We start from the raw sequence: 24,347 nt of genomic DNA, 5'->3' as shown, positions 1-24,347 counted from the left end.
AGATTCGAGGGAAAAACATGACAGAAAAAAAGGAACGCAGTTTTGCAAGTATCGCAACCATTTTAGTCTTGGGTGCCATTGCGCCAATGTTGGATAGTACAGTAACAAACGTCGGTATTAACACCATCATGAACGCGTTACACAGTTCGGTGAACACGATTCAGTGGGTTACGACGGCCTATGTGCTGGCATTGGGTATCATGGTGTTATTTACCGGGTGGGCGGCAGATAGGTTTAGCGGCAAGACGCTGTACATTGCTGGACTGAGTGTTTTCTTAGCAGGTTCAATTGTTTCCGGAGTAGCCGGCAGTGTGACGGTACTGCTGGTTGGCCGTATTATCCAGGGCGCGGGTGCCGGTCTGATTATTCCGCTCTTATCCACGTTGCTGGTTCGGGCAACTGGCGGCAAGAATCTTGGCAGCACCATGGCGATGGTTGGCCTTCCCGTTGTCTTTGCACCAATTTTGGGGCCAACGATTGGCGGCTTCATCATCGACCAGCTTAACTGGCACTGGATCTTCTACATCAACATTCCAATCGTAATTGCAGCGCTGATCTTGATCTGGGTCATGATGCCGACCTTTCCGGCGACCCAAAAAACGAAACGGTTTGACTGGTTCAGCTTTGTCGACCTTGGAGCGATGTTTAGCCTGTTGATCGTCGCTATTATCAATTTCAGCGAACATACCAACATCACCCATGCCAGTGTTATCTGGCCAATGGTGGCAGCAGTACTACTGTTGATCACCTACGTCATTTACGCTTGGAAGCGGCCGGCAAACGCACTCGTGAGTTTGTCACTCTTTAAATCAGCACACTTTTCCGGCTCAGTTGTGATTCTGTTAATGTCCGGCATCACCGTTAATGGGGCACTGTTTCTATTGCCGCTGTACTTGCAAAACATTCGCGGTCTCAGCGTTGTGTGGTCCGGTATCTACCTGATTGCACAAGGGGTCGGTATGTTGCTGACTCGGACACAAGTGGGGAAACTCACCGATCAGTTTGGTGCTCGTTGGATCGTTATCATTTCAGTAGCCATTACAATTGCCAGCACCTTGCCATTCGTTTGGTTCGGTGCGTCGACCAGTAAGTATTTGGTCATGGCAATGCTGTTCTTCCGCGGCATTGGGCAGGGCGGTTTGACGATTCCGGTCATGTCGGATTCCTTTGTGGGCCTGCCAAGCAATATGATTTCTCAGGCAACTACCGCTACCCGGATGATTCAAAACGTCGGCAGCGCGCTGGGGACCGCTGTCCTAGCCACTGTCATTTCAAAACAGATGACGGGTGTTCTACCAACTGTGGCTCACATGAGCAGCGCTTATCACATGGCGTTTATTTGGTCCGTTGCGTTTACCGCTGTGGCAATTATTCCGGCCTGGTTCTTATCACATCACGCGAAGGCGGGCGTATCTGAGGGTGCTGAAAAACAGGACCACTCGGAGAAGACAACGGTGACTGAAAAACCAAAGACGGTCTGACATCGTTGAGAACTTAAAGTTTACCGCGTTCGACAAAAAAGGGACTGACTATACGTCAGTCCCTTTTTAATTAGCGTTTAAATTTCAGCTAAGACATAGTGAGCCTTTAATACCTGGTCCAAATACGCGGCCAAGTGTTCATGAGCAAATACTTGGGCCTCCGCTTCAGCCTGTTCATTGTAGTTGGTGTTAGTGTTCACGTCATAAACGAATTTTCGGTGCTGTGCATCCTCCACCCATTCAACCGCCGCCACGTCCAGCTGCGCATCATTTAAAAAGCGTTCGTAGTCAGCTTGCTGTTGGGCGTCCAGCGGGTCGATGATCTTGAATTTAGAATCAGAAACGTTCGGCAGTTGGCATTCATCTGCTGGGCAAAGTTCAAAGCCCTGACTGGAGTCGATGGATACCGTGTATAAAAACTTGCGGCCGATAAATTCGGAACGACGGATGCGCCCGTCAATGGGGCGAATGTATTCCTGTAGCAGGGTGATACCGTCGACTGGTTCTTCAAAACTATCGCTATTGACGTATGTGTCAAGCGCTTCGGCATCGTTGAACAAGTGCACGCCGGCACCCTTGCCAGCGCGGTTATGTTTTGTGATCAGCGGATAAATGTTCAATTTTTTTGCGGCCTCAACGAGGTGTTCTTTGCCCAACACCGCAACCGTGCGTGGGGTTTGAATACCAGCTTTATTCAGCGCTAAATATTGTTTAACCTTGCTGATTTCAAGATTAATGGCGCCAGTACCGACACATGGCGCGTCCTCCTTTCTGGAAAATGGGTGGTTAAAGTGCTGTTAATTCAAACGATTCTTCTGGTTTTAATTCGGCATCCACGATGATTGAAGGCAATCCCGTAATACCAGCTGCAGCAATCTCATTAGCGGTCAAGTTGGTTGCCAAGTTATTTTGTTCAGTGAGGTGATAGACGGCTTTTAAATACGGGGCAACCTGTGCTTCAGTGAGCTGATTGAGCTGGTCCTGATTTGTAAAAATAGCATGGATCAACTTGCGAACCTGAGCGGGGTGTCGGTAATCGATATATTGATCAGCAATGCCGCCATTGACTAGGTTATCGAGAGGCTTGTTCCAGAACTTGAGATGAAGTCGGATTTCACCGTTGTCGACTTTGGTGAAGAGCGCTTTTTCATTTTCGAGGTACCAGGCGCGGCTATCGGGACAGCCGAGATTTAATATCACTGTGACATCGTGTGACGCATTAACCAAACCATAATTTACCGTATTTAGCTGTTGAAACTCCCAAGTATATTGACTCATTTATCTAATCACCTTTCTGTTCTTGATAAAACAAAAAACCGTCCCCGCAATTTCTTGCAGGGACGGTTTTAGCCGTGGTACCACCCAAATTCGCAGTCAATAAAGACTGCCTTAAAGCACACAATCATGTGCTGGGTGGTTAACGCACCCACGCGTGGCAGCAGCTTGCACTGCAGTCAGGACTCAGGACTCATCTTCCGGTCACCTTTCAATCCAGCCTTGCACCAACACTGGTCGCTTTGAAGATACTCGTTAACCGTACTCTTTCCCTCGACATCGTTTTATCATTCGTTTTTAATGTGTCTCAAATATTAATCAAGTTACGTATTATTGTCAAGAAAAATATTGTGAAATTATGAGTCAGATAAGAAACTAGTATGAGCTAGTACTTACTCGTAGTAAGAATAGGTCGCATTAACAACTAACTAAAAATAAATTTCGGTTGTTTATCAACGAAAGGCGAACTTTTGGTGACGTTTAAAGTCACAATCTGTGTGAGTTGAAATTAATAAACCTTTGATTTTGTCCGTGCCGTTACACAAGGCGCACATTTTCTGAGGACACAATGTTTCACATGAAACATCACTGCGCCGACAGCGACCTGATCGGCTTAGCAGGTACGCCGGCCACCAGTGTATTATTCCGAACATCCTTAGTGACAACGGCGCCGGCAGCGACCACCACGTTATTACCGATAGTTACGCCTGGTAAGACGACAACGTTTCCACCAAGCCACACATCGTTGCCAATGGTAATGGGCAACGCCTGTGCCATGTAGTCTCGCCGACCTTGGGCAGTCATTGGGTGGTTGACTGTGTACAGACCGACGTTTGGCCCGATCATGACGTGGTTACCCATAGTTACAGGTGCAATATCCAGGATTGTCAGATTGTAATTACTGAGAAAGTCATCACCTACGTGAATGTTCTTGCCGTAGTCACAGTGAAAAGGGGCTTGCACGGATAAGCGTTTGCCAGCCGCACCAAATAAGTCACGAATTTTTGCGGTCTGCGCAGCCGGATCCGTTGCGGGCAGCGCGTTAAATTCCTGACACAGCTGAGCAGAACGGGCCTTGCGAGCGGCAACCTCGTCGTCCAAAAAATAATACCAATCGCCATTTTTAAGTTTTTCTAATTCAGAGGGCATATTATCAATCCTTTCATGATCAGCATAGCACTTAGAGTGGCCTCTAATTCAAATTTGTTGCTTAGCAAAAAGTGGTACAGTAAGGCTATTCAGTGATGTTCGATGAGGAGGAAAACAGCATGATTGAAGTGGATCACATTGACCATTTAGTATTGACTGTTCACAATATTCAGCAAACCTGCAGCTTTTACCAAGAAGTACTCGGCATGGGCGTCCAGCATTTTGAAGGCGGCCGGGTCGCGTTACGGTTTGGTCAGGAGAAAATCAACCTGCATTTGTTGGGACATGAAATTGACCCGAAAGCCCAGTATCCAACGCCTGGATCGGCTGATTTGTGTTTCATTGTGACGTCCTTTGATGACGTTGAAACCACCTTGAAGGCTCAGCGAATCGACTATAAAGGTCCAGTTGCTCGGAGCGGTGCAATGGGTCCCATTACCTCAATTTATCTGCGCGATCCTTACCTTAATTTAGTTGAATTATCAATTTATAGGTGAAAAGAGATTGTGATACGGCTTATTCTAGAATAAAATTAGATGTATAAAACTTCGCATTCTGACAGATGTTTTACAAATTGGTTTAGTTCAGATTATTTGCAATACGAACACGAATTTTTAGCCTAGTAAGTTTCCATTTGTGAAATTCTGTCAGACTAAATGGGGAGTCTATTTTAGATTATTGGAGGCGGATCATTTGATTACCAAACAGCATCACCGGTCACTTGTCAAAACGCTGACGGTGCTTGGTGCTTTTCTCTTGGTTGGCGGTGGTTTAACAGGTTGCGGCAGCGATGCCAGCACTAAGACTTCCGAAGATAACCAAAGCCAATCGTCATCGGTCGTTAAACACAGTCATCACAAGTCAAACGCGTCAAGTTCATCGCAGGCTGCATCGAGCCAATCTTCGAGCAGTACGGCGAAAAGACAATCGCAATCTAGTGACGCAGCAATTTTAAAGCGGCTTGTCAGTTATACCGATAACGAGTCGGCTGGTCCCAATCAAAACTATTACTGGAGCAACGGCCACGCACGCATCACTGGGTTTAGCGGCATGCATGCGGGCAGTTACCACTTTGCGGGTGACAGTCTGGGACGCTCGGCCACAGCCAAAGCTGTCCTGACCTACTCTGAATACAAATCGTCACAGGGTTCACGGCAGGGTGATCCGCTTGAACCGCCGGCATGGCCAGCTTCAAACCCAATCGTGGCCATCTCGTTTAGTTTGACTGGTCGTACTTATCATGGGTATCTGTACAATCGCAGCCACTCCATCGCGGATAGTTTGCTGGGGTGGAAATCGTACACGTCGGCCTACAACTTCACGACCGGGACACGACCACAGAATGTGGGTGCCGACCAGGATGGTGGGATGCGTTACGCCGAAGAAATGGCCGAGGGTTACTGGGAAGACCACCCGAACACCTCGCATACCATCGATTATGAAACCACGCCGCTGTATGAAGGCAGCGAAGATATTCCCCGCGGGTCGGTGGTGGATATTAAATCATCCGATGGCGTGCTGAACAGCGAAATCGTTGTGATCAATTCAGTCGAGGGCATTAAGATCAACTATAACAGCGGTACAAGCAATGCGAAGACTTATGAAACATCCTCGCGAGCAGCCTATTCTTCATCAGCCACTAGGTCTTCAACAACCACTAGCAACACTCAGCATAGTACTGCTGGGGGAACGAAACAGGGTCAGTGGACGGTTGCGGGTAACGGCATGGTCTACGTTTCAGACAGCAATAAGTACTACACGAAAGTCACAAATCCGCAGAACTATCAGTACATGAGCAGATCCAAGGCAATTGCTGCCGGGGATACGCAAGCGAGTCGTGGCAACGAGTATGCTCGGCCGTAGTCATTTTTGAAAACAAAAAGGTGTGTCAAAAGCCGCTCACGCTAAGTAAGAAAATTATCTGGCCAGCAGATTCTGGTAATTAGCGTATCCTTGCGGCAAACGGTCATTTTAAAATATAAGCGCCCCTAGCTAGAAATCCGAGTAGGATCTTCTGCTAGGGGCGCTTATTTTTTTGAATGGTTAAGGAAAGGAAATAAACACAACCCCACGCTTTCTAGGCAGCAGTGTCGAAACAAGTTTTACAAGGCAAAGGGCTACAATTCGCCCCTTACCGCCTTGTTTCACTCGCTGTGCGTGGGAGCATCGCCTCAATTAAATCGAATTGGTCATCGACCTGTTGCGGTGTGACGCCGCTGGTCAGTGCCAACACGCTGAGGCCTTCAATAAGAAACATGATGTGCTCTGCGATGTCGTTTAGATTGCTGTCACGCAGCACGTTTTGTGCGATGCCAAACTCTAAAATGGTGGTGATGGTTTGTTTGATCATGGCAAACTGTTCAGCTTGGAAGGCCTGGTCTTCAGGGCGTTTGTGGGTGAAATAATACTCGTAAACTGCGCGTAACAGGCTGTCGTTTAAGCCGCTGAGCAACCGGTCACGCTGACCGTCAAAGTAATCTTGAAGGACAAGGTCAAAGTCGTTTTTTGAAACGATATCCTGTTTCACTTCTTCCAAGGAGTGGCTGTTTCGTTTGTTGAGGACGGCGACGAAGACCTCATCGACGGAATGAAAGTACAGGTAGATGCCGCCACGGCTGATGTTGGCCGCTTCAATGATGTCCTTCATGGTCACATCCAAAAAGCCTTTTTGCTGAAAGACGCGGCGACCGCTGGTAATGATGGTCTCGCGTTTTTGCTTTTTTCGTTCATCGTTGGTTAATGTGGCCATGGGGCACCTCCTTGTGTGCGTGTTTGATTAGTATTAGTTTAGCACATTATGAACTTGCACAATGGTGTGAAACGACAAGGCTAAAAAAAGACGATTTATTTCAACCATATTTGGATGTGATGCCGTAGCTATTAGGTATTAAGGTTGGCCCATATGGCTAAAATTACGGAGGAAACTATGATTGATATCACATTCAACGAAGCCTTTGCTGACACCTTGCACCAACACCTCAAAACGCCGGTTATCGCGTTGCAGTTTGACTTACAAATTGGTAGTCTGCACCGGTTAAACAACGCGCTAGATCCGTTTTGGCAGCTGAAGGCCAAGCATGATTCAAATAGTACGGCGGCGCAACTGGTTGCCGCTGCTCACCAGCAGCTTGCCCGGTTGCGCAAGTCAACGGATGCCGGGGAAGCAGTGCGTGTTTGGTGGAGTGATTCAGCTGATGATACTCTAGGCTTTCTCTGGCTCTGTGATCGACTGAAAGATCAGCAGCTCAATGTGACCCACATTAAGGTACCGCTGACGGTCGCCAACTATCAAAACCGGGATGTGTTGAAACGGTTTGCGACGCTTGGCGACATCGATTCAGATGCCGTGAATGCTTATCTTGATACCGCAAAAAATTTATCATACAGTTTGCGTCAAACATACAGTTACGAATGGCGGGCGTTGTCGGCGGCTAACGCACCGTTGAGGGTGGCCATCAATGGTCATATGGTGGGTGTTCCCGCTGATTTTTTGGACGGTGCTTTGAGACAAGCAATGCTGAACATCAAATTAAAACCAGTGTCTTTTGCCAAGCGGACGCGCATCATCACTGAGACTTTGACCGCTTATCCAATCGGTGTGCCAGCTTGGTGGTATCGGCATCGATTAGCTATATTGAATGACCGTTCTAATAAATGATTACTAAAAAAGCTTGGTCAATTTCGACCAAGCTTTTTGTGGGTCACGATTAAATTTGAGCGAAAAGGTCATTTAGTGCTTCGGTCATCGTTGGGTGCGTGTAAATTTGGTCGCGCAGCACTTCTGCTGGCAGATGGTTTTGCATCGCCACCGTAATCACGTTAATGGTTTCAAACGCTTCTTCCGCGTAAATTGCGGCACCAAGGATCTGATGGGTCTCTGGGTCGATCAGTGCCTTGTAATTCCCGCGGGGATTGCCAATAACCTGGGCTTTGGGTACACCAGCTGTTGCCATTTTCAATACCTGGTAGGGCTGTTCGGCTGCTTTTAATTGCGCTTCAGTCTGCCCGACGCTGCTGACAGCTGGATTCAAGAAGATGGTGTTGGCGTAGACGGGACGGTTAGCGCGGGTGCGAGTCTGATCACCAAACAGTTGATTGGCCATGATGCGCCAGTCATCAAGTGAGATGTAGGTGAACTGCGGACTGCCGGCAACGTCGCCGAGGGCGTAAACGTTCGGAACACTGGTTTCCAACACATCGTTAACTGCAATGGCGCCGCGGTCATCAGTGTTAATACTTGTACGTTCCAAATGCAGGTCGTCAGTGTTGGCCCGGCGACCGGTTGCAACGAGCAGCGCATCAGCAGCCAGTGTTTGCGTGCCAGCCGGTGTCTCAACAGTGAGCGACAAGCCGGTTGCTGTATCGGTCACCTTCGTCAGTTGGCTCGCGAGAACGAAGTTGACCCCGTCAGTCTCTAAATCATTTTTGGCGGCTGTCGCGATTTCTGGCTCAAATCGTTCTAATATCGCAGTGGTTTGACCAATGACAGTGACTTGACTGCCAAATTGCGCGTACATGGACGCGAACTCTAGTCCGATTGGACCGCTGCCGAGAATTGCTAACTGCTGGGTTTGTTTCGATTGATTCAAGAGCGTTTTTGACGTGAACACGTGCTGACTATCAGCGAGACCGTCAATCGCTGGAAGGATCGGCGTTGACCCGGTGTTGATAAAGATCCGGTCAGCAGTCAGGGTTTCGGTGCCGGAATCGTCTGTCACCTGCAGTGTGTGGTCGTCCAGAAATTCAGCGTCCGCATTTAACACAGTTGCGGTTGCCTGGTCGGCTACATTGTGATAATTTTTATTCCGCAACATTGTCGTCAATTTGTTTTTTGTTTCGAATGCTGCCTCGTAGCCGTGACCACTGTGTGCACTGATGATCATGTTTTTCGTGGGCAGGCACGCCACGTTAATGCAGGTGCCGCCATACATCATGGCATCCTTTTCAATGACTAAAACGTCCTGTCCGTGTTGTGCCAGTGTTCCGGCAAGGGTTTTGCCCGCCTTGCCAAAGCCGATAATGATGTTTGTAAAGTGCCGCATCTTAACCGCCATCCTTTCAGTTTGTCAATCGCGTTTTCTATAGTATAGTGGTGGTAAATTCAGTGCGCAATTAGGTACTTTTTGGTAACCAGGAGGGATCAGATGACAACGACATACATGGCGGACGGTGGTTTGTTCACTTGTCCGGTGGAAGCAACAACAAGTTTAATTGGGAAAAAATGGGTACCAACGATCATGATGACGCTGGCGGATGAGCCGTACCGGTTCGAAGCGTTGCACAGTACCATGGCTGCCAGCAAAAAAGTGTTGAAACAGCAATTGGACGTATTGATTGCCAACGGGTTAGTGAAAAACGATAAACAACGCCATGATAATCAAGTCATTTCCACATATGCGTTGACAAAACAGGGTACCGAACTAATGCCGCTCATCTTCGCGATGAAAAAATGGGGTACACAACATTTGGTCTGTGACGAGACAGGAAGCCGCAGTGAATGGTCACGATCAAACGTCTGATTTTTATCTTTTTTTGGAAAGCTTGTTGGGTTTTGACTCTTTACAGCAAAACCTTTTAATTGGTGCGTATTAATTTACTGTCAAAAATCAAAAGTGAAACGAGGTGTTTTTTTGGAAAACATTCGTCAGGTAGCGCAGTCTGCGGGGGTTACCGCAAACGCGCTCCGGTACTACGAAAAAATTGGCCTTTTAACCGTTGCTCGGGATAAAAACGGTATTCGTCAGTATAGTGATCACGACATCGAACGGGTGAAAATTATTTGTATTTTACGTCGAATGAATATGCCAATCAAAGAAATTCGCCAGAGCTTGCAGATAGGGGATACGCCAACTGTTGCGGAGCAAGAAGTATTTAAGCAGCAGTTATACCGCTTAGCGGATAATCTTGACCAGCAGATGGTCGCGCTGCAAGAGGAAAAACAGATGGTATTGCGTAAAATTCGGGCAGTCGATAACAATATTAACCAGACAAAGACCGAGGCATCAGCCAGCTAGGTTGGTGCCTCGGTCTTTGTTTGCATTTACCAAGCGACGACGCCGTCTGTATTAGTAAACGTTGCGTTGCTGGTATCATCAGGGTCGGTTGCTAGTTCAATAGTGCGCGCGACGCCCTCAGGAATGGGTCTAGCACCCATTGCCTGAGCCTGTTCAGGTGTAGCACCGCCAAATTCAGTTGCGACCATGCCAGGATCGATGGCGTTGACAGTGATTGGCAAGTTGTCCCGGGTCATTTCCTTTGCGAGTTGAACGGTGTACATGTTGACGGCTGCTTTTGCGGATTGATAACCCACGGCCACTGCGCGATAGACGTTAGTTTCTGGGTCTAAGGCACTTGTTATGGACCCCATCATGCTGGAAATGTTGATAACCTTAGCCTTAGGTGCCGCTTTTAGGAGAGGTAGAAACGCTTGGCACATATTGACCACGCCAAAGTAGTTCAACTCAAAATCTTGTCGCAATTGATCAGGATTTACAACGGACGGTTGTTGAAACGCGTCAAATACGGCACCGGCATTGTTAATAAGGATGTCGAGATAGCCAAATGTTTTGGTGATCATTTCAGCGGCGTTTTCAACTGACTGCGAATTTGTGACATCAAGTTCAATCAAGGATGCGTCAATGCCGTCGTGTTCAAGTTGTGAAACAGCAGCGGCGCCTTTTTCTGGATCCCGTGCACCAAGCAAAATTCGTTGCCCCTTTGCGCCCAGTTCTTTAGCGAGTTCAAACCCCATGCCCCGGTTAGCACCGGTGATCAGGGTCAGTGGTTGTGTTGTTGTCATGATAAACGACCTCTTTTAGTTTTAGGATGAGGCCACTTTAGCACGTTAGCGTTAGGCGAACGCAAGGAAAAAATGTGAGATAGTCAAAAAAAGTAACGATTTGAGTGAAGCATATTATTTTAGCGCGTCGAGCCCATCTAAACTAAGCGTTGGATGACTGTTTTTTGCTAGACAGCGCGTTCATCAATAGGTCAATTTTGGATATTGATGGATTCTTCTGTACTTTTTTGAAAACCATTTTGCGCGCAACCGCCTATATTTCCGGTAGTGTTATCATGCGCCGAAAAAGGGTATTCAATTCTCGTTCGGAAATCTTTACGTTTAAATCTTCCTGCCATTCTAGAAAACTAAAGGCATTGTTAACTAACGTATAAGCGACGAGCTCCTTAGGAATTGTTGAACGCCAATTCTCGCGCGCGAAAGTCTCCATGTAATAGTTCAGAAAATATTGACGATAGGTCCAATGAAATTCAGAGTCATTATTTTGGAGACTGATGATTTCTGGCAGTGGTGATTTAACGATTGCCGCGAACATTGAGAAGGGTTCTGTCATCAGCCGGTGTAATGAGATGCTGTGATTATCAATTGTTAGGCGATTAAAAACGTCGTACAGAAGGTCAGATTTGTCATGATAATGCTGATAAAAAGTAGTGCGGTTGATTAGGGCCTCATCACAAATGTCTTTGACGGTAATTTTGGCAAAAGCGGTGTGCTGCAGTAGCGCAGTTAATACTCTTTGTAATTGTAGCTTCGTTTTTTTGACTCGTAAATCGTTTTCATTCATGCTGATCACTTCCTAGTTAACACTTCATATTTATTATACCGTTAACCAAACACCTGTTGGTTATTGTTGGCTAAAAACAATTGTGAAAATGATAACATTTCTTTGGAAGCGAATACAAACTGATTATTTAATGCGAGGTGGTTGCATTGATATAGTGGGTATTCGTTTATAAAAGGCGACACAAGGAGGTTTTTTCATGACGCAATCATTGATAACAGATGTCTTAGTTGTCGGCGGTGGTGGGGCAGGTATTTCCGCTGCATTATCAGCCTATCAGCACGGCGCTAGGGTGACTGTTTTGGAAAAAATGGACACACTGGGCGGATCAACTGGGATGTCTGGTGGCGGCATTTCTGCGACTAATACAAGATTTCAACGTGAACAAGGTATTAAGGATACGAAACAAAGTTGGCTGACCCTTTGGCACGCTCGTGAAACAACATCGAATCCGGATGGCCCATATCCTGACTATGATTTTGTTGATTATTACATGGATGAAGCCGTAAAAACTACGGAATGGTTAGTTGACGACGCTGGACACCACTATGGTGAAATAACTGGTTTTGGTCTTGACACTGTTAAACGGATTCATTTCCCTGGTAAGGGAGGTGAACTGGGTGGGCCGCTATTGATTAATAATTTATCTGAGGCGTTGGCGAAAACCACAATTAAAGTGATGGTAAATACAGTTGCAAAAAAATTGCTGACTAACGATCAGGGCGCAGTTATTGGTGTCTTAGCAAGTACGCCGGACGGTGACGTTGAAATGACCGCTAAGAAGGTGATCTTGTCTTCTGGCGGTTTTGCTAAGAGTAAGCGGTTATTGCAAAAGTTTATTCCAGCTGCCCCAAACGTCTATGAACACAGTTATTCAGGTGCCGGAAATCAAGGAGATGGTATTCTGATGGCTCAAGCCATCGGGGCAGTTCTGTACGAAGACCCTTGGGTGATTGGCGAGGGCATCACAACCAACGTGCCGCATACTTTTCCACTGATGATGGATTGGTCAAAGGTTTATGTCGATGGTAACGGTAAGCGATTCATGAGCGAACAAACCCATTATGCCGTTGTGACCAACGCTATCATTGCTGCTAAAACACCGTGGTTAATTTTAGATTCAGCAACGACCAATGCCGAGATAATAGAAGCGTTGAAGGTCGGTATAGCAAGTGGCGAGGTTGTCACGGCGCCTGACTGCCAGTCTTTGGCAGAGCAGATGCAAATTCCAGCTGATACGTTTACCAAAACCATGGCGACCTATAATAAGGGGGCACATGACGGCGAGGATGCGATGGGAAAGGATCCCGAGTTCACAGTTGCTGTCGAAACTGCCCCATATTTTGCCGTCAAAATATATCCGGTTATTATGGGAACTTTCGGTGGTGTTAAAACCAGTAAGCAGTTTGAAGTACTAGATAAACAGGGACAGGTTATTCCAAATTTATTTGCAACGGGAGAAACTGCCAATAAGGTGATATATAATCATGTCTACATGTCAGGCAGTTCTGTACAATTTGCGCTGACTAGTGGCCGAATTGCAGGTCAAGTAGCGGCAGAGACACTTTAATTTCTAAGCCGTCGTTCGATTTCGAACGGCGGTTTTTCGATTGTTTAATGAGCGTTACCGGAAAAACTGGGTCTGAATAGCTGTATCATTGAAGAAAATAACATGGGAGGTCTTTTCATGTATCATTTCAGCAGTGACGAATTAACCCCAACAGAACGCTACAAACTTCTTTCCGGCAGTGTCATTCCGCGCCCGATCGCGTGGGTGATGACCGAGGACGTGAATACCTTGAACTTGGCGCCCATCAGCTTTTTTCAGGTGGCGTGCGGGCTCATGCCTTGGTTGGCCTTATCGGTGGGGTACCGCAATGGTAAACGGAAGGACACCGCCGATAATATTTTGACGCATGAGGAAGCAGTTGTGCACCTAGTGGACGAAAGTCTCGTGAAGCAGATGAACGCCACGGCTGCTTCGTTGCCCCACGATCAAAGTGAACTGGACTTGATCAATCTACCATTGGTTGATAGCAAGAGCGTCAGTGTCCCCGGGTTAAGGGACGCTAAAATCCGGTTTGAAACTAAGCTTTACGATTATAAACTCCTGAAGGATCGGGCTGAGCATCCCGTAGCAGACTTCTTTTTCCTTGAGGTGACGGACATGTACTTTGATGAAGCACTGATGGACCCGGCGAAAAAATACATCGATTACCACGCATTTAATCCAGTTGCTCGGTTGGCCGGTCCGAATTATGCGACGTTGGGGCCTGATTTTGAATTGAAGCGACCACGGTGATCAGTAACAATGAAACCTCGGTTAAAACCTCATGAGATCGCGAGCTGAAGCCTATCTCACACGACGAAATCTTGCTAAACTATAAGTAAGACTGTTGCTTATAGCGACTTGAAAGAGGCATTTTCATGATTAAAAAATTAACCAGCCGAGACATGCTCTTCATTGGGATGATGTTGTTCGGGATGTTTTTCGGCGCGGGCAACCTGATTTTTCCTGTCTTTGTGGGACAACAAGCCGGCACCAGTTACTGGCCGGCACTGATTGGGTTTCTCGTATCAGGGGTTGGACTGCCCTTGTTGGGGGTAGCTGCGATTGGAATTACGAAGACGGATGGCGTGTTTACCCTGTCGCAAAAGGTGAACCGACCGTACGCCTATGTGTTCACGATTCTGCTGTATATGTGCATTGGCCCGCTGTTTGCGTTGCCCCGATTGGCATCGATCTCATTTTCCGTTGGATTGACGCCATTTGTTTCGAAATCGCAGCAGAGCGGCGGCCTGCTGGCTTACTCAATTTTGTTTTTCGCCGTTGCCTGGTTCTTTGCTCGTAAACCTTCGAAAATTATGGTTTACGTGGGTAAGGTGCTGACACCAGCTTTTTTGGTTTTACTGGCGATCCTGCTTGTGATGGTCCTGATTAAGCCCATGGGTCATGGTCAGACCCCGGTTGGCGATTTTGCCAAGGTCCCCGTAGTGGCTGGATTTACCGCTGGCTATTCCACGATGGACGCGTTGGCAGCACTGGCGTTTGGCATCATCGTGGTTAATGCGATCAAGGGACTGGGTGTCACCCAACCGACGCAGATTGCAAAGGACACGATTCGCGCTGGCGGGTTGGCAGTCGCCTTAATGGCTGTCATTTATGGACTGCTAGCACTATTGGGGCGTAACGCGCTTGGCCGATTCGGCCGAGCAGAAAATGGCGGTCCGATTCTTGCAAACGTTGCGCACGCGTATTTCGGTGATTTGGGCAACGCCTTGTTAGCCGTCATTGTGATCATTGCCTGTTTAAAAACGGCTATCGGGTTGATCACCGCGTTTGGTGATACCTTTAAGGAGCTGTTTCCAAAGGTGCCGTACCAGTTGTTGGTTGGCCTCGCTAGTATCTTACCGTTAATTTTTGCGAACGTTGGTCTGGAACGACTGCTGGTCATTTCCACGCCGATTCTGTATTTTATCTACCCGTTGGCCATTACCCTGATTTTGTTAGGATTGCTTTCGCCTATTCTGGGTGAGTCCAAATGGCTGTTTGGAACGGTGACGGTGTTTACACTATTTCCAGCGATTCTTGATGGCTTGAACGCCATGCCGGTTGATCTTCATCAGGGTTGGGTGGCACAAGTGCTGCACTGGGGGCAATGGCTGCCCGGATTCAGCCTTGGCCTCGGGTGGACCGTTCCAGCACTGATTGGTTTAGTGCTAGGGCTGATATTGGCAAAATGGCGTGGCGGTTTGTCCCATGATTAGGTTGGTTAACCAGACCGTGCTTAAATAACGATCCTATTGCATAGATGGCCTTTTGGCACAGCCTCGTTTTGTAGTCAGCAGGGCGAACTTCATCGACACACTGTTGTATAATGAAACCAATAATCTCGAGGGGGTCAATTATGACAGCGTTAAAACACTTTTATGAAACATTTCAACCGGCGCATTACAATTTATACATTGATGTGAATCGTGCCACGAAACTGATTTCTGGGACGTCAACCATTACGGGTGACGCGAAGGAAACCACCGTCTTGATTCACCAGAAATTTATGACCATTAAGGCCGTCACAGCTGATGGCAAACCCGTAACTTTCTCCACAGATAACGATAATGAAGCCATTCATATCACGTTACCGCAGACAGGTGAAACAACGCTTTCAATCGACTACACCGCCCCGTTGACTGATTCAATGATGGGCATTTACCCATCCTACTATGAGCTAAACGGCGAGAAAAAACAGATCATTGGGACGCAATTTGAAACGACCTTTGCCCGTCAAGCCTTCCCATCAGTGGATGAACCGGAAGCAAAGGCAACCTTTGACCTCGCCATCAAGTTCGATGAACAACCAGGTGAAACGATTATCGCTAACATGCCGGAGAAGCGTGAAGAAAACGGCGTGCACTACTTTGACACCACCGTTCGGATGTCAACTTACTTGATTGCCTTTGCGTTTGGTGACCTGCAGAGCAAGACGACCAAAACGAAGAGCGGTGTTGAGGTTGGTGTGTTTGCTACCAAGGCGCACCAACCAAAAGAGTTGGATTTTGCGCTAGATATCGCAAAACGGTCGATTGAGTTTTACGAGGACTTTTATCAAACACCGTATCCGCTCCCACATTCATGGCAATTGGCACTGCCTGATTTTTCAGCCGGTGCCATGGAGAACTGGGGCCTCGTGACTTATCGTGAAGCCTACTTGACACTTGATCCTGACAACACCTCGCTTGATATGAAGCAACTGGTGGCCACGGTTATCGCCCATGAATTAGCGCACCAGTGGTTCGGGGATCTTGTGACTATGAAATGGTGGGACGACCTATGGCTCAACGAATCCTTTGCCAACATGATGGAATACGTGGCCGTAGATGCCATTGAACCCGATTGGCACATCTGGGAACTGTTCCAGACTTCTGAGGCGCCAATGGCACTAAACCGAGACGCAACGGATGGTGTTCAATCGGTTCACGTTCAAGTTGAGGATCCGGCTGAGATCGACTCCTTATTTGACAGTGCCATCGTTTACGCAAAGGGTGCTCGGATGCTGGTCATGGTTCGCGCACTGTTGGGTGATGACGCGTTACGGAAGGGGTTGAAAGCTTACTTTGCCACACATAAGTACGGCAACGCGACCGGTGCCGATCTTTGGGCCGCATTGGGTGACGCTTCTGGTTTAGATGTCGGCGCAATTATGAATTCCTGGTTGGAACAACCCGGCTACCCAGTGGTGACTGCAACGGTCAATGACGGGCAATTAACCCTGTCACAGGATCAGTTCTTTGTTGGTGACGGTAAGGAAGCCGGTCACCTTTGGCAAATTCCGTTAAACAGCAACTATGATGCTGCTCCGGAAATTTTTAAAGATAAAACGGTTGTCTTGGGCGACTACGCACAACTACGTGCAGCCAGCGGCAAACCGTTTCGTGTCAATGTCGGCAACAATTCCCACTTTATTGTGAAGTACGATGATACGTTGCTGACTGACATTTTAAAGGACGCGGCTTCACTGGATGCCATTTCACAGCTGCAAATTCTGCAAGACCAGCGCTTATTGGCTGAGGGCCGTCAGATTTCGTACGCAGCTGTTGTGCCGTTACTGACTCAATTTGCTGCTAGCAAGCGGGCTGTTGTCAATACAGCTTTGTACCAAGTTGCTGGTAATTTAAAGAAATTTGTTGATCCGGAATCCGCTGAAGAAAAGCAATTACAGGCATTCTTCAACAAATTGAGTGCCGACCAGGTGGCACGGTTGGGTTGGACCGCACAAAAGGGCGAATCTAATGATGATCAGCTAACACGGCCATATGTGTTAAGCGCCGCATTGTACGCACAGAACAAGGATGTCATCGCGGATGCCCATAAGCTGTTTGCCACCAATGCTGATAAATTGGCCGAGTTACCAGCCGATACACGGGGCTTTATTCTGGCCAATGAAATCAAGCATTTCGGTAATGAAACGCTTTTTGACCAGTTACTAGCTGATTATCGATCAACATCGGATGCCAGCTATAAGAATGATATTCGCGGTGCGCTGACCAGTACACCAGACGCTAATTTGATTACCAAATTAATTGGCAAGTTTGAGGACGCCGATACCATTAAACCGCAAGACTTACGTGGCTGGTTCCGTGGTGTGTTAGCCAATGAAAAGGGTGAACAGGCTGCTTGGGACTGGATTCGTAATGACTGGCAATGGTTGGATGATACGGTTGGCGGTGACATGGAATTTACGACCTACATCACCGTCATTACCGGTATCTTCCGGACGCCGGAACGATTGGCAGAGTTTAAGGCCTTCTTTGAACCGAAATTGCCAACACCAGGAATGACTCGTGAAATTACCATGGATATCAAAGTGATCACCAGTCGTGTTGCGTTGATTGAAGCTGAAAAGACCGCTGTTAACCAGGCAATAACTACCGCTAATTAAGTTAATAAAAACATGTTTTAAGTACCGCTTGGATGGGCGGTACTTTTTTTGACGAATGACGGTAAATTTCCTGTATACTGTGGTTAGAAAAAGGGGGATTTAAATATGGCCAAAACAAGAATTATGCTCTACGTGGATGACGTAGCGGCAAACAGTCAATTCTGGCAGTCCAATTTAAATGCCAAACTAGTCAGCAGTAATGCGTTACCAGATGGGTCACAGAACGAGACATTGGCGGTATCGGATGAGGTTGAATTTTCGTTATTCAGCAAGGCGTTCATCAAAAAATATTCACCGGAAGTCTTAGGTACCACCGGGCCATCCTTGATGATTTTTCGAGACGATTTCGAGGCATTGCATGCCAAACTGAAATCTGCTGGCGACATTACGGATGTCGGCGGTCAGCTAACATTCAACTTTCAGGATCCAGATGGTAATTACTATGTGATTGCTAAAGCTGACCAAAAATAGCGCGCTGTTGGCGCGCTTTTTCTATAGGGTACTGGAAAGTGCAAGCAAATCCGCTTTGAAGTTTGCACTAAATGCCCCCACTCTTGGAGTGCCCGGCGTTTCGTTCCATTTTTGAATAATGCCGACAAACATGCCAGCATATGCAAAGGCCATCAAGTCGGGTTCACTGGTTTGACTTAACCGGTCAATCAGCGGGTGGCGGACAGTGTTTAAAAGTGCCTTTTTTAAGATTGAGGCAATAATTTGTGTCAGGTCGGGATAAATTGCCGCACGCTTATTTTTTCGGGTCATATTGCGAAACTGGGCTTGATTGCTAGTGACAATATGCGTGATTGTAGTCATTAACGAAATGCCCTTGGTCAGCTCTTCTCGAATCGGTGCGCAGATCAGGGTCAATACGCCCCCTAACAGGTCATATTTATCTGCAAAGTAGCGGTAAAAAGTCGAGTGGTGAATGAACGCTTTTTGACAAATTACGTTGATCGTAATCTGATCGAAGGGGGTTGTTTTTAACATGCTGTTCATGGTCTTGATGATGTCCAATTTTGTTCGCTGTTGTTTCAATGTTAGTGTCATTTAGGGTATACCTCACTTCATTAGAATTGACGACACGGTTAATTTCCCGGGAAATAGTACCGCCATTAGCGGTACTTAAAATAGTCGGCAGCCGTAAACGGCACATCTGACATTTTAGCGGTAAGACCTTCAAATAAAGCCTTTTCTTCTAGGACGGTGAGAGTTTGACCGCTTTTTAGTGTGTCAAACACGTAAACTTCAATACTGGCCGCCACGTCAGCATGTTTGTGACACCAACTGCGGACGAGCCGTTTGAGTTTCTTATCGGTTTTTTGATGTTCGGGCTGACGCTTATAAGAATAGCCGATGTGGGCGTTACGAGCAGATTTGTAACCGTACCCCTGTGCATCGTCGACCAGGTTGCCTTCAAGGTCGAACACCCGGTAGCGTGTTTCAGTGACTCGTTGTTCCCATGGCTGGCGTTCTTCTTCAACCCTAGTCATTTGGTAAGATTTAACGACATAATCTTTTACTGACATGTGAGCACTCCTTTTAAACGATATTTTTTGCAGCTATCAATACATACGCTTGTGACGCCCGAATTGTTTTAAATTAAGTGCATTTATTTGAAATAAATAACGCGTTGCTGATTCTCATTCTGCAGGCAAGCTATACCAGGTCATTTGAACCACTTATCCCGCAATTTCGACCACTCATTGGCCAGTCTGAGACAACCCATTCATTAGTCGGTATGCTAAGACCATTAAAACTATTGGGAGATGAACGACATGCCTGATCTAATCATCAGTGAACTGACAAAAACGTTTCAAACAAAGGTGGCAGTCAACCACCTCAACATGCAGATTCCAGCGAATAAATTCATTGCGTTTCTGGGGCCTAACGGTGCGGGTAAATCCACCACAGTGGGTATGCTGACGGGGTTGACTCAACCGACGAGCGGGCAAATCACACTGGGTGACCTTACCCCGGAGACACTCGCTTATCGGCAGCAGATTGGTGTCGTTTTTCAATACGGCGTGTTGGATGAGCAGTTAACCGTGCGCCAAAATTTAAAGTTGCGGGCCTCCATGTATCCGAATGTGCAGCAGAGCTGGTTGGATAGGATCATTCATGACTTAGGCCTGACATCGTTACTTGATCAACGTTATGGCACCCTCTCCGGTGGACAGCGACGGCGGGTCGATATTTCCCGGGCAATGATCAATCGTCCCAAACTGCTGATTCTTGACGAACCGTCCACTGGGTTAGATATTCAAACGAGAACGGTTATCTGGCAGGTGATCCATCAGCTACGCAAGGAGTTGAAGATGACGGTCATCTTAACGACTCACTATCTAGAAGAAGCTGAGGACGCTGATTACGTTTACGTGATCGACCATGGTGAAGTGATTGCAGCAGATTCGGTGGCGCAACTTAAACACGAGTACGCTCAGGTTGAAATGACGCTGTGTTCACCATCACCAGAAACGCTGCTGACGAATCTTCAACAAGACGGGTATGCTGCTCAATTAGAAGAAGATAAAGTGACGTTGACGGTCCCGGATGCGCAGACCAGCATTGACACCTTAGTCAAATATCGCAAACTGATCAGTCAATTTGATAGCCACGAAGGTGACATGAATACCATCTTCTTGGCGCTGACAGGAAAGGAGATCCGTTAGAATGTTCGGCTTTATTAAGCGCAATTTACAACTGTTTTTCACGAGTGGCAGTAACCTGTTTTTTTCAGTTTTAGGTGCGCTGATTTCCTTCGTGCTCTACATCGTTTTCCTAAAAATGAATATGGCGAGTTCGCTGACTTTCTCTGGCAAGTCTGCGGTTCTGGATCCCTGGGTCATAAGCGGTACGCTGACGGTGACCGCCGTAACCACCACGTTAAACGCCTTAAGTCAGATGATTCATGATCGCGAAACGGGTACTTTGGCCGATTTCTTGATGACTAAGCTCGCGTACTGGCAGCTTCAGACGGCTTACCTTGTGAGCGCGTTTATTATTGGCTGGCTGATGCAACTCGTGATGGCGATTCTGATGTACGCCTATTTCGCGATGGTTGATGGCCTGAGCATTCCCTGGGAACTAACACCGCAGTTAATAGGTATCGCCGGGTTCAGCAGTTTGGTTTGGACCGCGTTTAGCTTACTATGTTTAAGCTTCGTCAAACGGGTCGACACTCTGGGCAAATTGGGCACCATTGTCGGGACCGCAGCGGGATTCTTCGCGGGAGTCTATATTCCAATTGACTCAGTACCCAGTTCTGCGCAAACATTGATGAAACTGACACCGGCACCCTATGATGCTGCCATTTACCGGCAACTATTAATGAAAACAGCGTTAACCGATAAGTTTAACGGCGCTGTACAAGGTCAAAAAATGGCTTTTGAGACTGCATTTGGGGTTCGACTTAAGTGGGAATCAGTATTATCATTAAATGATGTATACGGTGTAATGATTGCGTTTCTAATCGGTTTTGTGATTGTCGCGCTGTTGTTGATGCGACGGAGCAGAAAGCAAGTTATGGTGAGAATTTAGTGCGTGGCGGGCAAACATTCAGTCACGTGGGGGATACCTTGCCAGTTAACCTATAATGCCGCATTGTTTCAGGTCGACATTATTTGTAAAAAAGGGGGGCAAGGCGCATGAAAGTTTCGTTTGAACAGACAAATACGATCCCGGGCAATGACGTTGAGGTCGTGGTCCGGGCAGCGGCCTTGTCACCGGATGTCACGCAGCTTCTGAACCAGCTGAGTCAACTAGGCAGTCATCCATCTGTGCTGCCAATCACCGTGGATGATCAGGTCGTCATTTTAGCAACGGCAGACATTGTGGCTATCGAAGTCACTGGTGAGCACATTACCCTGCACACGGTCGACAAGATCTATCAGGTGAATGGTCAGCTGAAAACGATGCTGGCGCGCCTGCAGAACCCGGTTTTCGTTCGCGTTGGCCGCAGTGTTGCGCTTAACATCGATTTTTTGACGGCCCTTGAAGCAGAATTTTCCGGCAACATGACAGCAAAAATGGCAAACGGTTTGAAGCTGACTGTGAGTCGTAAGTATCTGCCTGAACTGAAGCACAGCATTGGGTTATGAGGTGATCAAAATGCAAACAGTAAAAACAACTTTGATATTGGGCTTGTACGGTATTATGGCAGGGACAACGGTGTACTTTTTGATGATTATCTTTGGGGTGCGCGCATTTGTGGCAACCCCAAGTAATACAATCGGTCTGTTTGTTTTGTCGGCACTCATTAGCCAGTTTTCGAGGTTGTTCGATGGTGAGCGGTTATCGTTCATTCAACAATTAGCGATTCATTTTGTTGCCACCTTTGTTCTAGTTCTTATTGCGAATGCTGTTATGCACTGGCAGTTTTTGGTGCCTGGTAACTGGATCCGGTTTGGTATCATCTTTTTAGCCGTCTATTTTGCGGTTTGGCTTGGATGGTATTTGCAGGCTCGGTTTACTGCGGAAACGATTAACGTACAGTTGCAGAAGCGAGATAAAGCGGAACGTTAAAAAGATAATCAAAAGCGACCTCAAAACAGGGTTAGGTACACTGTTTTGAGGTCGCTGTTTTTGTACTGCTTTTTCGCTTGGTGTTTGTTTATTGAGGGATACTTGTGGCGCGGGTTATAGGTTATTGTGACGAAATTGTTTGAGACGGCGCGCTTCTATTTTCTATTGCAAAAACGTGTTTCGCAAGGCAAGGGGCTCCTGCATAAGAGACTTTGAGCCGAAAAGTCAGGCCCGGACTTTTGACTTTATTGAAAAGTGTGTTTGAGACGGCGCGCTTCTATTTTCTATTGCAGAAACGTGTTTCGCAAGGCAAGGGGCTCCTGCATAAGGGACTCTGAGCCAAAAAGTCAGGCCCAGACTTTTCGGCTCAGAGTCCCTTATGCTCCGCCCCTTTGGCGCCTTGCTACACACTCTTTACTTTGTATAATCCATCTCTTTCGTTTCCTTAGTAGTCAACAGAGCCAGAAAGGCAACAAGCGCCATCACCGCCAAATAGAAGCCCACAGCGTGGATGCCCCACTGGTCTACCAGCCATGATGCTAAGGTTGGGGCGAATGCTGCGCCAACGATGACTGATGCGTTGTAGGCGATACCGGCACCCGAATATCTAGTACTGGTTGGGAACAACTCTGGCAACAGTGCGGCCACTGGACCATACACAACACCCATTGCTAGGAAGCCAACCACTAAGAAGAACAGACCGCCGGCTACGTTGTGGCTGCCATTCAGGAAGAATGGGAAAATCATGGCAAATGCGGCAATCAAAACGGTCCCGAGCAACAGGACTTTTTTTCGGCCGAACTTATCAGCCATGAGGGATGAATATAGAATCATGGCTGCAAAAGCGACGATCGATCCCATCAGCATCAATAACCATTCCTTGTTGGCAAAACCCAATTCTGTGGTGGCGTAACTCAGCGACCAGGGGGACAATAGGAAGAAGAACGTATAGGAAACGGACATCGTCAAGGTACCTTGCAGCACCTGCCGCCAGTTTTCCTTAAATACCTTAGCGAGTGGGGCCTTTGCAACGGTATTTTCCTTTTGTGCCAACCGGAACAACGGGGTTTCAGATAAGCGGTGACGGATCCAAAGTCCGATGATAACCAAAACGGCTGAGGCGAGGAATGGAATACGCCAACCGAAGGCCTGCATCTGTGAGGCCGTCAGGTTTGATTCAAGCATGTAGTAAAGCCCGTTACAGAGGAAAAAACCAATTGGTGCACCTAATTCAGGAAAAGCACCAAACAATGCCCGTTTGTTCTTTGGTGCGTTTTCAGTGGCAACTAGCACGGCGCCTGACCATTCGCCACCGAGCCCGATACCTTGGATGAACCGGCAAAGACAAAGAAGAGCAATGGAGGCCATGCCAAGAGTTGCGAAGCCAGGTAACACACCGATCAATACGGTGGAGATTCCCATGATAAGCAGGGAAACAACCAGTGTTCGTTTCCGGCCGAGTTTGTCGCCGAAGTGGCCGAAGATGAGGGAACCCAATGGGCGGGCAACAAAGGCCACCCCGAAGGTCAATAAACTGAGAATCATGGCGATAGTGGGGGTTACTTCTGGGAAGAATACCTTTGGAAAATATGTAGCGGCTGCGGTTCCGTAAGCGTAAAAGTCGAAAAATTCAATGGCGGTCCCGATCATTGATGCTAAAATAACCGTTTTCACAGGGTCGCGTTCCATTGTTTTCGTGGTTGTAGCTGTTAGTGCGGATGGTTGAGTTTCCATGTAGTCACTTCCGTTTCTGAGAATTTGATGTGAAAGATACAATGCTTTTGTGGGGCTATGTGTTGGTGCTGACGTCATCTGAATCTGGTGCCTAATTATCACCTCCGTTTTTGACTAAAAAAGGCCAGGGGCTGAATTCACAGCTCCTGGCCTAAACCATCGCTGCC

General features: G+C 47.3%; 24 protein-coding genes and 1 pseudogene. 15 read left to right on the top strand and 10 right to left on the bottom strand.

All coding sequences use genetic code 11. The features are described from left to right. Nucleotides 1–17: 17 nt before the first annotated feature. The gene (locus FC82_RS11290; RefSeq protein WP_056997049.1) at nt 18–1,481 is read left to right on the top strand and encodes an MDR family MFS transporter; all 1,464 of its coding nucleotides are present in this window, start codon (nt 18–20) and stop codon (nt 1,479–1,481) included. 77 nt (nt 1,482–1,558) lie between these two features. On the opposite strand, the pseudogene FC82_RS11285 reads toward FC82_RS11290, so the two are convergent. The 3 genes and pseudogenes from FC82_RS11285 to FC82_RS11275 form a co-directional block, all read right to left on the bottom strand. After that, nucleotides 1,559–2,230, bottom strand: a pseudogene (locus FC82_RS11285) (ATP-grasp domain-containing protein); the annotation flags it as partial. 37 nt (nt 2,231–2,267) lie between these two features. Further along, the gene (locus tag FC82_RS11280) at nt 2,268–2,759 is read right to left on the bottom strand and encodes a thioredoxin domain-containing protein (RefSeq protein ID WP_054760463.1); all 492 of its coding nucleotides are present in this window, start codon (nt 2,757–2,759) and stop codon (nt 2,268–2,270) included. Nucleotides 2,760–3,341: 582 nt separating this feature from the next. Beyond that, entirely contained in the window at nt 3,342–3,905 is a 564-nt protein-coding gene (locus tag FC82_RS11275) for a sugar O-acetyltransferase (RefSeq protein WP_056997047.1), read from the bottom strand. A gap of 119 nt (nt 3,906–4,024) precedes the next feature. On the opposite strand from FC82_RS11275, the gene FC82_RS11270 reads away from it, so the two are divergent. Next, the gene (locus FC82_RS11270) at nt 4,025–4,402 is read left to right on the top strand and encodes a VOC family protein (RefSeq protein WP_054760465.1); all 378 of its coding nucleotides are present in this window, start codon (nt 4,025–4,027) and stop codon (nt 4,400–4,402) included. Between the two features lie 196 nt (nt 4,403–4,598). After that, on the top strand, nt 4,599–5,768 hold the full coding sequence (locus FC82_RS11265; RefSeq protein ID WP_235809226.1) for a DNA/RNA non-specific endonuclease: 1,170 nt from the start codon (nt 4,599–4,601) through the stop codon (nt 5,766–5,768). 268 nt (nt 5,769–6,036) lie between these two features. Here FC82_RS11265 and FC82_RS11260 read toward each other — a convergent pair whose 3' ends face one another. Continuing rightward, nucleotides 6,037–6,654, bottom strand: a complete 618-nt coding sequence (locus FC82_RS11260) for a TetR/AcrR family transcriptional regulator (protein ID WP_056997046.1) — start codon at nt 6,652–6,654, stop codon at nt 6,037–6,039. Between the two features lie 177 nt (nt 6,655–6,831). On the opposite strand from FC82_RS11260, the gene FC82_RS11255 reads away from it, so the two are divergent. After that, nucleotides 6,832–7,563: a DUF1835 domain-containing protein gene (locus FC82_RS11255; RefSeq protein WP_056997045.1), complete on the top strand. Its 732-nt coding sequence runs from the start codon at nt 6,832–6,834 to the stop codon at nt 7,561–7,563. Between the two features lie 49 nt (nt 7,564–7,612). Here the strand turns inward: FC82_RS11255 and FC82_RS11250 are convergent, their stop codons facing one another. Beyond that, complete coding sequence (locus tag FC82_RS11250; protein WP_056997044.1) at nt 7,613–8,947, bottom strand: FAD-dependent oxidoreductase; 1,335 nt, start codon at nt 8,945–8,947, stop codon at nt 7,613–7,615. Nucleotides 8,948–9,049: 102 nt separating this feature from the next. On the opposite strand from FC82_RS11250, the gene FC82_RS11245 reads away from it, so the two are divergent. Beyond that, the gene (locus tag FC82_RS11245) at nt 9,050–9,424 is read left to right on the top strand and encodes a winged helix-turn-helix transcriptional regulator (RefSeq protein WP_056997043.1); all 375 of its coding nucleotides are present in this window, start codon (nt 9,050–9,052) and stop codon (nt 9,422–9,424) included. 111 nt (nt 9,425–9,535) lie between these two features. After that, nucleotides 9,536–9,919, top strand: coding sequence for a MerR family transcriptional regulator (locus tag FC82_RS11240; protein WP_056997042.1), 384 nt, complete (start codon nt 9,536–9,538; stop codon nt 9,917–9,919). A gap of 26 nt (nt 9,920–9,945) precedes the next feature. Here the strand turns inward: FC82_RS11240 and FC82_RS11235 are convergent, their stop codons facing one another. Then, nucleotides 9,946–10,704 carry an SDR family oxidoreductase gene (locus FC82_RS11235; RefSeq protein ID WP_054760480.1) on the bottom strand — a complete coding sequence of 253 codons (759 nt, stop codon included), beginning with the start codon at nt 10,702–10,704 and terminating at the stop codon, nt 9,946–9,948. 253 nt (nt 10,705–10,957) lie between these two features. Then, on the bottom strand, nt 10,958–11,488 hold the full coding sequence (locus FC82_RS11230; RefSeq protein ID WP_056997041.1) for a TetR/AcrR family transcriptional regulator: 531 nt from the start codon (nt 11,486–11,488) through the stop codon (nt 10,958–10,960). Between the two features lie 196 nt (nt 11,489–11,684). Here FC82_RS11230 and FC82_RS11225 point away from each other — a divergent pair, with 196 nt between their 5' ends. The 5 genes from FC82_RS11225 to FC82_RS11205 all read left to right on the top strand — a co-directional run bounded on the left by FC82_RS11225 (nt 11,685) and on the right by FC82_RS11205 (nt 18,396). Beyond that, nucleotides 11,685–13,055: an FAD-dependent oxidoreductase gene (locus FC82_RS11225; RefSeq protein ID WP_054760483.1), complete on the top strand. Its 1,371-nt coding sequence runs from the start codon at nt 11,685–11,687 to the stop codon at nt 13,053–13,055. A 117-nt stretch (nt 13,056–13,172) separates the two neighbouring features. Next, nucleotides 13,173–13,787 (top strand): flavin reductase family protein, encoded by a 615-nt coding sequence (locus FC82_RS11220; protein ID WP_056997040.1) that lies wholly within the window; start codon nt 13,173–13,175, stop codon nt 13,785–13,787. Between the two features lie 125 nt (nt 13,788–13,912). Beyond that, nucleotides 13,913–15,253, top strand: a complete 1,341-nt coding sequence (gene brnQ / locus FC82_RS11215; RefSeq protein WP_056997039.1) for a branched-chain amino acid transport system II carrier protein — start codon at nt 13,913–13,915, stop codon at nt 15,251–15,253. Between the two features lie 140 nt (nt 15,254–15,393). After that, on the top strand, nt 15,394–17,925 hold the full coding sequence (locus tag FC82_RS11210) for a M1 family metallopeptidase (protein WP_056997038.1): 2,532 nt from the start codon (nt 15,394–15,396) through the stop codon (nt 17,923–17,925). A gap of 105 nt (nt 17,926–18,030) precedes the next feature. After that, a complete protein-coding gene (locus FC82_RS11205; protein ID WP_056997037.1) occupies nt 18,031–18,396 on the top strand; it encodes a VOC family protein in 366 nt (121 codons plus the stop codon). Between the two features lie 21 nt (nt 18,397–18,417). Here FC82_RS11205 and FC82_RS11200 read toward each other — a convergent pair whose 3' ends face one another. Both FC82_RS11200 and FC82_RS11195 read right to left on the bottom strand, forming a co-directional pair. Beyond that, complete coding sequence (locus tag FC82_RS11200) at nt 18,418–18,972, bottom strand: TetR/AcrR family transcriptional regulator (RefSeq protein WP_056997036.1); 555 nt, start codon at nt 18,970–18,972, stop codon at nt 18,418–18,420. Nucleotides 18,973–19,037: 65 nt separating this feature from the next. Beyond that, the gene (locus FC82_RS11195; protein WP_054761787.1) at nt 19,038–19,451 is read right to left on the bottom strand and encodes a hypothetical protein; all 414 of its coding nucleotides are present in this window, start codon (nt 19,449–19,451) and stop codon (nt 19,038–19,040) included. Nucleotides 19,452–19,700: 249 nt separating this feature from the next. On the opposite strand from FC82_RS11195, the gene FC82_RS11190 reads away from it, so the two are divergent. The 4 genes from FC82_RS11190 (at nt 19,701) to FC82_RS11175 (ending at nt 22,446) form a co-directional block, all read left to right on the top strand. Next, the gene (locus FC82_RS11190) at nt 19,701–20,594 is read left to right on the top strand and encodes an ABC transporter ATP-binding protein (protein WP_054761789.1); all 894 of its coding nucleotides are present in this window, start codon (nt 19,701–19,703) and stop codon (nt 20,592–20,594) included. A 1-nt stretch (nt 20,595) separates the two neighbouring features. Further along, nucleotides 20,596–21,462, top strand: coding sequence for an ABC transporter permease (locus tag FC82_RS11185; RefSeq protein ID WP_054761790.1), 867 nt, complete (start codon nt 20,596–20,598; stop codon nt 21,460–21,462). 107 nt (nt 21,463–21,569) lie between these two features. Then, complete coding sequence (locus FC82_RS11180) at nt 21,570–22,022, top strand: LytTR family DNA-binding domain-containing protein (RefSeq protein ID WP_056997035.1); 453 nt, start codon at nt 21,570–21,572, stop codon at nt 22,020–22,022. Between the two features lie 10 nt (nt 22,023–22,032). Beyond that, nucleotides 22,033–22,446 carry a DUF3021 domain-containing protein gene (locus FC82_RS11175; protein ID WP_054761792.1) on the top strand — a complete coding sequence of 138 codons (414 nt, stop codon included), beginning with the start codon at nt 22,033–22,035 and terminating at the stop codon, nt 22,444–22,446. 414 nt (nt 22,447–22,860) lie between these two features. Here the strand turns inward: FC82_RS11175 and FC82_RS11170 are convergent, their stop codons facing one another. After that, nucleotides 22,861–24,180 carry an MFS transporter gene (locus FC82_RS11170; protein ID WP_056997034.1) on the bottom strand — a complete coding sequence of 440 codons (1,320 nt, stop codon included), beginning with the start codon at nt 24,178–24,180 and terminating at the stop codon, nt 22,861–22,863. Nucleotides 24,181–24,347: the final 167 nt, after the last annotated feature.

It is taken from the genome of Secundilactobacillus collinoides DSM 20515 = JCM 1123 (assembly GCF_001435975.1).
Lineage (GTDB): Bacteria > Bacillota > Bacilli > Lactobacillales > Lactobacillaceae > Secundilactobacillus > Secundilactobacillus collinoides.
The sequence above is the reverse complement of the archived record's forward strand: the minus strand, read 5'-3'. Positions and strand labels throughout refer to the sequence as shown.